Below are 529 nucleotides of genomic sequence, written 5' to 3'. Positions count from 1 at the left end.
CCCAGAAAGGATGACGCTCGCTAATGCACCAATTGCGTACGTCATAGCTCAAGTTCAATTCCCCTCTATTATGCGCATCAGGGATGACAGCTATATAGTAGAGTTTCAGGACCGCATTCGAAAAGTCTATCCTTTTGTAGAAAGGATAGAAGCAGTGCCTCTACCTATACCGGGCAGTGCACCGGAGATTAGTGGCACTGAGGTCCATTGGAACTTTAGTAGTGTTGATAAAAAGTGGCGCGTTGTTCTCGCAGCAAATGCAATTACGCTAGAGACTAAAGATTACAATGGGCACATCGACTTTATTAAGCGGTTCGGTTTTATCCTGAATGCTCTGGCCGATACGGTTCAGCCGACAGTTATGATCCGAATTGGCTATCGATATATCAATAGGCTTCAAAGTCCGGAAGACCTCTCGAATATTCAGATTCTTGTACGTGAAAATCTTATTGGTTTGGCTGATGCTAAGATTCGAGAGAATGTTGTTCAGTCTGTTGCACAATCCACTTGTCGTACAAAAGAGGGAGGG

Annotated in this window: 1 protein-coding gene; it reads left to right on the top strand. The window is 44.4% G+C overall.

Annotated elements, in window-relative coordinates; all coding sequences use genetic code 11:
• On the top strand, positions 1 to 529 hold a 529-nt coding region (locus CK240_RS17990), incomplete at both ends, for a TIGR04255 family protein (protein ID WP_135058998.1).

This window comes from Paracoccus salipaludis, from assembly GCF_002287065.1.
GTDB lineage: Bacteria > Pseudomonadota > Alphaproteobacteria > Rhodobacterales > Rhodobacteraceae > Paracoccus > Paracoccus salipaludis.
Note: the sequence above shows the minus strand (reverse complement) of the source record. Positions and strands in the feature narration are given on the sequence as shown.